General features: G+C 66.1%; 6 protein-coding genes, 1 rRNA gene and 2 pseudogenes. 2 read left to right on the top strand and 7 right to left on the bottom strand.

Going from position 1 to position 8,057, the window contains the following annotated elements; translation table 11 throughout:
* The 6 genes and pseudogenes from BLR02_RS27405 to BLR02_RS27375 all read right to left on the bottom strand — a co-directional run.
* A 16S ribosomal RNA gene (locus BLR02_RS27405) occupies positions 1-307 on the bottom strand; the annotation flags it as partial.
* Positions 308-1,144: 837 nt separating this feature from the next.
* Positions 1,145-3,466, bottom strand: coding sequence for a helicase-related protein (locus BLR02_RS27400; RefSeq protein WP_090665403.1), 2,322 nt, complete (start codon positions 3,464-3,466; stop codon positions 1,145-1,147).
* Between the two features lie 569 nt (positions 3,467-4,035).
* The gene (locus BLR02_RS27395; protein WP_090665402.1) at positions 4,036-4,248 is read right to left on the bottom strand and encodes a hypothetical protein; all 213 of its coding nucleotides are present in this window, start codon (positions 4,246-4,248) and stop codon (positions 4,036-4,038) included.
* A gap of 233 nt (positions 4,249-4,481) precedes the next feature.
* A complete protein-coding gene (locus BLR02_RS27390; protein WP_090665401.1) occupies positions 4,482-4,964 on the bottom strand; it encodes an RES family NAD+ phosphorylase in 483 nt (160 codons plus the stop codon).
* Complete coding sequence (locus BLR02_RS27385; protein ID WP_090665400.1) at positions 4,961-5,404, bottom strand: antitoxin Xre-like helix-turn-helix domain-containing protein; 444 nt, start codon at positions 5,402-5,404, stop codon at positions 4,961-4,963. Before BLR02_RS27385 ends, BLR02_RS27390 begins: the two co-directional genes overlap by 4 nt.
* A 441-nt stretch (positions 5,405-5,845) precedes the next feature.
* Positions 5,846-6,563 (bottom strand): annotated as a pseudogene (locus BLR02_RS27375) (IS6 family transposase).
* A 316-nt stretch (positions 6,564-6,879) separates the two neighbouring features.
* Between BLR02_RS27375 and BLR02_RS27370 the strand changes: the two are divergent.
* Positions 6,880-7,131, top strand: a complete 252-nt coding sequence (locus BLR02_RS27370) for a hypothetical protein (RefSeq protein ID WP_143018358.1) — start codon at positions 6,880-6,882, stop codon at positions 7,129-7,131.
* Here the strand turns inward: BLR02_RS27370 and BLR02_RS27365 are convergent.
* Positions 7,128-7,631, bottom strand: a complete 504-nt coding sequence (locus BLR02_RS27365; protein ID WP_143018357.1) for a hypothetical protein — start codon at positions 7,629-7,631, stop codon at positions 7,128-7,130. The genes BLR02_RS27370 and BLR02_RS27365 overlap by 4 nt on opposite strands.
* A 156-nt stretch (positions 7,632-7,787) precedes the next feature.
* Between BLR02_RS27365 and BLR02_RS27360 the strand changes: the two are divergent.
* Positions 7,788-8,048 (top strand): annotated as a pseudogene (locus BLR02_RS27360) (transposase); the annotation flags it as partial.
* Between the last annotated feature and the right edge of the window lie 9 nt (positions 8,049-8,057).

The raw sequence follows: 8,057 nt of genomic DNA, 5'->3' as shown, positions 1-8,057 counted from the left end.
CTGGGCCGTGTCTCAGTCCCAGTGTGGCTGATCGTCCTCTCAGACCAGCTACCGATCGTCGCCTTGGTAAGCCTTTACCCCACCAACTAGCTAATCGGACGCAGGCCGCTCCCAAGACACCCAAAGGCTTTCTGCCTCAGCAGACATGCGGTATTAGCGCCAGTTTCCCAGCGTTATCCCCCATCCCAGGACACGTTCCTACGCGTTACTCACCCGTCCGCCACTAGAGCCGAAGCCCCCGTGCGACTTGCATGTGTTAAGCATTCCGCCAGCGTTCGCTCTGAGCCAGGATCAAACTCTCAGGTTCATCCCCGCAGCCCAGCCAAAGCCAGGCCACGCAGACGCCTTTCGATCAGACTCCGCTCACCACTCCCGATGCAAAACGCTCTCCAGACCTCATGCTGCCAGCACATGCCCCTTACAGGACAGCACCAGCAAGCAAGGCGAGAGCGCCTGCTTACTTCCAAAAGACCGATGCAACTGTCAAAGAACACGCCCTCTCTCGGCCCAGCGCGCCATCACTGGCACAGCCCAGAGCCAACAAAGAGCAACCCCGCATTGCTACAGGGCAGAAGCCAGTGCCCGAAGGCACAAAGATCAAGGTTTAGCAGCCGAGCGACCCTCGATCTCCTGGCACTACCAGCAACACCCGAAGGCGCCACCAGCCGGCCCGGAAAGAGCAACCGCCCCGCTACAGGGCACCTGACTTGGCGCTCGCAAACACCAGTTTCAGGCCCGCTCCGGGGCTGCCCCCGAAGCCTCCGCCTCAGCGACGGATCACTGAAGTAGTGCCTCTCGGCACCGACTTCAAGACCCAGTCACCTGGGCCTCTTGGAAGCAACCCACCTTGCAGCGGATGACTAATATGGAGCCTCTCGGCCCCAACGTCAAGACCTAGTTGCCTAAGCCTTCCAACCGAACCGCTTTGCAGCAGACCACCGAGATGGGACCTTTCAGCCCCTACTTCAAGACCCAGCCGCCTGAACCTTTGGAAAGGATCTGCGCCACGGCGAGTACTTGATTTAAGCTTCCCGAGACTTGGCTTCAAGCCCCGACGAGACATCTTCCGAAAGAGCATCGCCTCACAGCGGGGCGCCTATCTGGCAGCCCAGCCCATCAAGTTCAAGCCCCATAAAGCAGCCCATCACGCCTTTCGGGCCGACCCTTCGCGCCGGCCGAACTGGCGCCGCCTGGAATGGCCGCGTGACGCGCCCCCCGCCTCCATGGCCTCCACACCTGCCAAGGCCAGCACCCGCCCCGAGGGGCGCGTCGCCAGCACCGCCTCGATCCACTCATTCAGCCGGCCGCTCTCCGCCAGGGCACCGTCGATGTCCCGAAAGACCTCCGGAAAGCGCAGCGCCATCCAGCGCCAGGCTACCAAACGCCGATGCACCCGCTCCGCCATTTGCAGCGCCTCCTGGCTCGCCCGCCCAGGTGGCGGCAGATGCCCCGCCCTGGGCGGCGCCACCGTCCGGCCTAGCGCATGCTCCACCGCCCAGCCCGCCAACCGCTCGATGCCCTCGTCCCGCTCGTCGACCGGACACATCGCATAGGTCCAGCGGTCCAGCAGGGAGAACTCCCTCACCCCGTCCACCGCCGCGGCAATGGCGATCTGCGTCGACAGGTCGCCCAGCCGGTAGTTCGGGTCGTCCCGCCGCAACACCGACCGCTCGATCCGCCGCAGCGTGCCGAACAAGCTCTCCGTGCCAATTTCGGCCGCCACTGCGGCGACAATATCCGCATCCGGCGCCACCGGCGGGCGCAGATCCCCGGGCGCCGCGGGACCCGCGGCCAGCGCATGGGCAATCGCCGCCGGGTCGCCCCCGCCCTCGAGCACGGCCACGATCCCCTCCGCATGCGCCCCCCCGAACCGCCCGGCACGGCCACCGATTTGCTTGATCTCCTGCACCGTCAACGGCCGGTCCTGCTGGCCGTCCCACTTCGTCAGGGCCGAGAACACCACCCGTCGCAGCGGGCCGATATTGAGCCCCATGCCGATCGCATCCGTCGCCACCAGCACCTCCGCCTCTCCCTCTCGGAAGCGCCGCGCCTCCGCTCGCCGCACCGTGGGGCCGAGCGCGCCATAAACCACTGCCACGCTCCGCCCGCGCCGAAGCAAGGCCGAGCGGAGCTCGAACACCTCTCGCCGCGAAAAGGCGATCACCGCATCACCGCGGCCGATGTCGTCCAGCGGCACCGGATCCGCTGCCGCGACCAGCGGTCCCATCCGCTCCAGCCGCACCTCCTCCAGCGGGTCGCCGCAAAGCCCGGCGATGCGCCCGATCATCGGTGCCGCATCCGGGGCGCCCAGCACGATCACCGTCCGCGCCGGCACCCCCATGATGGCCGCCGTCCAGGCCGGGCCGCGCTCGGGGTCGGCCAGCATCTGCGCCTCGTCGATCACCGCCACATCGACCGGCGTACGGAACGGGCACATCTCCACCGTCGCCGCCGTATGGCGGCTGCCGGGGGCAAGGATGCGCTCCTCCCCGGTCGAGAGGGCGGTGGGCACGCCGCGCGCCTCCAGCGCCTCCCGGTACTCATGCGCCAGCAGCCGCAGCGGCCCGAGCGCCAGCCCGGTCTCCGCCTCCGCCAGCCGCGTCAGCCCGAAATAAGTTTTGCCCGAGTTGGTCGGGCCCAGGCAGGCGATGATCCGCCGGTTCAGTGCTCGGGCGGTGACGAAATGCGCGGCATAGCGGTCGAGGCCCGCCACGCGGGCGACGGCCGCATTGGTCGCGCCCTGCGGCTCGGCCTGGGCCTCGCGTGGTGCCGGCGAGGGGCTGCCAGCCTCGGCCTTCCGCCACTCCGGCAGCGAGGCTCGCAGACCCTCCAGGACGGCAGGGTCGAACTGGGGCCCCCGCACCGTCCTGCCGCCCTCGCGGATCGCCACCCGGCGAGCGATGGGCAGGCGGCCGGCGCGGATCCAGCGCTCCGCCTCCGCCCCCGTGCAGCCCAGCAGCGCCGGCACCGCCCCAGCGCCAATCAGGGAGGCCTCCCACGCCTCCAGGCGGCGCTCCTCCTCGGCCCGGGTCTCGCGTGCCACCCGCGCCGCACTGCGCCGCTCGGCCCGGCGCTGGCGCTCGGCCTCGACTGCCCGACGGGCGAAGGCAGCGGCATCCGCGGCGGGCAGTGCAAAGGCCTCGGCGACGAAGCGGGCACAATTCCCGACCGCCTCCAGCGTGGCCTCCCCGGCTGGCCCTTTCGGCAGTTCGTCCAGGGCGGCGGCAAGCGCCGTCTCGGGCGCGCCGTAGCCGCCGAGCCGGGCCAGCACCGCCTCACGCAGTGCCGCCAGCAACTCGGCATCCCCGGCATCCGGACCGCCAATGCCGGCCACAGCCACATCCAGGTCGTCGCGCCGCACCGGCAGGGCTTCGGCACGCCTGGCCAGGGCCTCCAGCCGCCTGCGCCACTCGGCTTGCCCGCCGGCGCCGCCACTCACGGAAGGGGAGAGGTGGTCTTGGCCCATGACGGTCTCCTGCCCAGGACCTGCCCGATGCCGGGGAGGTCGTGTCGGCAGGTTAGCGCCCGGGCAACTCTGGCGTTCGATCGCTCAGGCCGGAGGCTATTTCTCGTCTTCGCTCTCGGGCACCATCGGGACGCCCTGCGCATTGCCGCCGCCGTAGCGTAGGTTCCCGCCCGGTGTCAGGATGGACGGGTCCGTCCCCTCGCCGGATTGGCCGCCTTCCTTCCTCCGCTCCGACACGGCCTCGGGCCGCTCTCGGCTCGCCTAGTCCTGCCCCGCCGTGTTCGTGCCGTCGTCCTGCTTCTCGGCCATCAAATCCAACTCCTGCGCATCGCCACCGGGTGACGAGCACAGGCAACGCGCGAAGATCGTAGATGGCGCCAGCATTCTATTGCCAAGCACCAACGGTTGCTCACCTTCAGCAAAGCATACGGCAGGTAGCCTGGCGCAACCGTCCTTGTTGGCAGCTAGCCAGCTTGCATTCGTCCGAGCCGTCAGGCTCGACAGGAGTTTCTGCACCAATCCTGCTGGCGGAAAGGAGTTGCACCTTCGCGGGAAGCAGGCGTTAGCCTTCAATGCTGAACGAAGACTGTCTGAATATCCGCCTTGGCGATTACCTGGATCGCCGTCGAGATCCTTGTCCTGAGGCTGCAACCGATGCGGCCGATGATGAGGGTGGCGCAGCACTGGACGACACGGAGAGTGGCGGGTAACGCGAGGCGCGCTTGATCCTGCCCCTGATTTGCTTCGGGACTACGCAACTCGTCGGGCTTCTTCGGCCGCATCCAAAGTGATCCAGCGCAGGGAATCACCTTGTTGCACGGATAGGCTAAGTCACTGAAAATGCTTAATATTTCGGAGCCTGTCTATTGCCATAAGTGCCTGAATTTATTGGGTTTTCACCTGATCCATGCAACACAGTGCCACCTTTCGCCAACGGACCATCGGCTTGAGAAGTCGGGTCAACCCCGTCGGTACCACCGGTCGTACGCGCACCATCAGTCGCGGCTCAAGGTGTCTACGCCGAGAACAGGCGCCGGTCCCACCAGACCGGCCTGTGCAGCCCGGTCGTCAACTTGGGGAACTCCGGATGCTCAGGATTGAATAGAAAGTTCCGCTCCATCCGGGCCACGACACTCGGCACTATCAGCAGCAGCGACCTGCGCTCCCCGTGCCACTGCTCGCCATGGGCCTTCGAGACCGCACCGGAGGGGTCGTCCCAGCCCGGCAGGTGGGAGGGCTCGACGACCTCGTAGGAGATGCCGTTCGGAATGGTGATCTCCACGAAGTGTTGGTTGGGCGGCAGGCGGCCGCTGCCGTGGACCAGCTTCTCCAGCATCCCCGTCGAGTAGTGCTCCGAGGCATAGAGCATCGGGCTGGCCGCGGTGTTCCAGCGCCCGGGGAAGAGCTTGGAACCGGTGGCATCGAAGATCGGATAAGCCCCGTTCGGGTCCCCAATCCGGTAGACTGTGAGGACCCGGTCGAGCCGCTGCGCCGTCAAACAGCCAACCCGTATTTCAGCCTGCCGAGGATGCCCTCAACCAGGGGGCGGCCGAACTCGCTGGCCAACACCACGTCCACCGGGCGGCGCATGTCGAGCAGCGGGTGCTCGCGGAAGAGAAAGTCGCGAGCCTCCTCCTCGCTTCCCCAAACATCCAACGCAAAGGCCCAGACCTCAGCCAAGCGAGCTACCTTGGCCCCCTCTTCCGGGGACAGGCGCAGAGCGCCTTCGCCACCCTTTCGACGGCGGGCCAGCGTGGCCCGGGGAACTAGGCGGTGCGCGAAGGAGCCGTCCTGCGGCGAGAGGGAGTGCACCAGACGGTCGAGTGCCGAGAGCGGCAGGCCGCGCTCGATCTCCCCCACCAACCCGAGCAGCGAGAGCCTACCTACCTCCTTGGTCTCGAGGCCGAGGACCTCCGCCAATGCCGCACCCGTAGCCATGACAGCCTCCCGCTCACTTGAGACAAAATATGGACTCCCATGAGACGAGAAGCAAGAGAAAGGCCGAAACGGGAGTGGGGCGCCCAGATACTCAGGCGTCGACTGGTTCGGGCTCCAGTTCATCTTGTTGCATGCGCCCGTACCGTAGACCCGTGCAACACGCTGCCTCCGGCGTGAACCAGACCGTGAGACTGCCGCGGGCTGGCAGGCCCGCGTCGTACTCGGCCCAGTTGATGACCTGGTGCTTTCGCTTGGGGATGTGGTGGCGCCGAGCGGCACTTGCTTGGAACGGCAAGAGGGCTGCCCTGCAGAATGGCGGGGACGCGCCTGGCCTCACCCGCCCCAATGCCCCCAGACCGGCGACCAATGCACCAGGATCCCTTTCCGCGGTTGTGTTGCAAAGTTTGCGGCAAGTCGCAAATGGCCGCGACAGGCCCCAGATCAGGCGGCGACCTGGAACAGCTCGGCGATAAAGGTGGCTTGGGTCCGCATGTCGCGTCCGCCCACCTTCTGTACCTGCCCCTTCCTGATCATCGCCATTGCCTCGTAGCCTGCCAGTGTTCGTCGGGCCGTGTGGAAGCTGCCGAAGCCAAGCCCTGGTCGGACCAGGCGTTTTACGCGCCGGTGGTCTTGTTCCACTATGTTATTGAGGGGCTTGCATTGTCGTAGTCGAGAGAAGCGCCACAACTCGCCGTTCTCCTTCATCTCTGTGACGGCGCAGGGGTAGGCCGGGTTCTTGTCCACGGTGATCGTGCGCGGGTTCACCGTATGCGGCTGCCCGAGAGCCTTGCGGAAGAAGCGCTTTGCAGCCTCCGCGTCGCGCTACACGCTTGGCCGAGAGCAGAAAGTCGATCGTCTGGCCGCGGCTGTCGACCGCGCGATACAGGTACATCCAGCGGGCCTTCACCCGGATGTAGGTCTCGTCCACCCTCCATGAGCCGTTGCTCAGGCGCAGGTGCAACCGGATCCGCTTCTCAATCTCCGGCGCGTAGGTCCGCACCCAGCGGAACACCGTAGTATGCGCCACCTCCACGCCGCGGTCGGCCAGCATCAGTTCGAGATCGCGGTAGCTCACCGGGAACATCAGGTACCAGCGGATCGCCCAGAGGATCACCTCTGCGGTGAACTGCCGGCCTTTGAAGGACTGATCCGGTCTCACCGAGGCCACTCCCCGCCGTCTTGCCATGCCTCGGTTTGTACCTGCTCAGGATGGCACCGCAAGGACGCAACAGAACCCCAAATCCCGTTGATCAGAACCCATACAGTAAAGCGGCCCGGTTAAGGACGGAGCGTGCTGCTGCGGGGCGTCCCTCCGCCGCCGATAGGTTGGGCTCACTGGGACTTGGTATAACGTCAGCCGCACATGTTCGGGGCCGCTTCCAGATGTCGTTCGGCGATGTGGTGACACGGGCCGCGCTGGCGGCTGGGATGCGGTGGTGCCGGTGTCGCCCGCACTCTACCAGGATATGCCGCCCTTGCTGGCCGATGACATCCAGCGCGTGCATCTGGCGGGCTATGCCGAGCATCTGGCCCATCTCTCCGGGCAGGCGCCGCCGGTATGGGCTGAGGCGCCCGAGTTCTTCCTGACCGAGCCGGTCTATCTCGGTGGTCCGCACTCGCGGGAGCGGCTGCTCGCCGAGGCGCCTGCTGCGTTCCGGCGCCGCCTGCTGTTCTGCGGGCCACCGTTGGGAAAGCTGTTCGCCATCCTGGCTCGGCAAACCGTCTAGTAGCCTCCCGTCCGGCTCGATGGCCGCAGACAGATTCCAATCAGCAGAAGGATTGGTGGCAGCGTCAGCACTGCCGAAATCAGCGATAACACGAGGAAGATGCGGCTTGTCCTGACGCGTGGCCCCCAGTCCGACAGCCATCTACCTGCACCCGGCAGCATCACCCGAGGAGCCTGACTTCGGGCTTGGTCGAGCTCCCTCAGGAGCGTCGCGGCTTCGGTTGCCAGCGCACTAGGCTTATCGGATTCGCGAGTCCGGATAAGGTTGGAGCAGGCGAAGTTGCGGCTCGCATGTGCAGCGAAGAAGCCGACCAGAACGCAGGCGAAGAAGGCGAAGGCCAGGCTGAACATCGCCAACAAAACGGCAGCCAGGGTTTGACTTGGGCTGGCCGTAAAGCAGGAGACGGCAGCACCGAACAAGGCGCCGGACACGCCGAGCAGTAGCGCCGAACTCGACAGCATGCGGCTTTTGTCGTCGTCGCCTCGGCTCTCATAGTGCATCCACAGCGCCAGAAGGTCAGATTGCTGAACCTGACCATGCAGCCCTTCCTGCGCAGCTCCAGGGGCCGACGAACCGGTGGTCCTGACCCTCGAAACTGGTCCAGTTGGGGCGCAAGTTTTTCGGGCACTGTGAACCCCTGAGGAGGGGGTGGTGCCATGAAACAGAAGCGCTACACCGATGAGCAGATCGCCTTCGCGCTGAGGCAGGCGGAAAGCGGCACGGCGGTGGCCGAGATCTGCCGCAAGCTCGGCGTGTCGGAACCGACGTTCTACCGGTGGAAGAAACAGTTCGCTGGAATGGGGACGGTGGAGATCCGGCGGCTGAAGCAGCTCGAAGAGGAGAACGCCAAGCTCAAGCGCCTGGTCGCCGACCTCAGCCTCGACAAGACGATGCTGCAGGACGTGCTGCGAAAAAAATGGTGAGGC

The sequence above is a fragment of the Belnapia rosea genome, assembly GCF_900101615.1.
In the GTDB taxonomy this organism is placed as follows: domain Bacteria; phylum Pseudomonadota; class Alphaproteobacteria; order Acetobacterales; family Acetobacteraceae; genus Belnapia; species Belnapia rosea.
The sequence above is the reverse complement of the archived record's forward strand: the minus strand, read 5'-3'. Positions and strand labels throughout refer to the sequence as shown.

Coding starts and splice junctions, on each gene's coding strand:
- BLR02_RS27385 (WP_090665400.1), bottom strand. CDS start 5,404: ATGGCTACGGGTGCGGCATTGGCGGAGGTCCTCGGCCTCGAGACCAAG.
- BLR02_RS27400 (WP_090665403.1), bottom strand. CDS start 3,466: ATGGGCCAAGACCACCTCTCCCCTTCCGTGAGTGGCGGCGCCGGCGGG.
- BLR02_RS27395 (WP_090665402.1), bottom strand. CDS start 4,248: ATGCGGCCGAAGAAGCCCGACGAGTTGCGTAGTCCCGAAGCAAATCAG.
- BLR02_RS27365 (WP_143018357.1), bottom strand. CDS start 7,631: ATGCACTATGAGAGCCGAGGCGACGACGACAAAAGCCGCATGCTGTCG.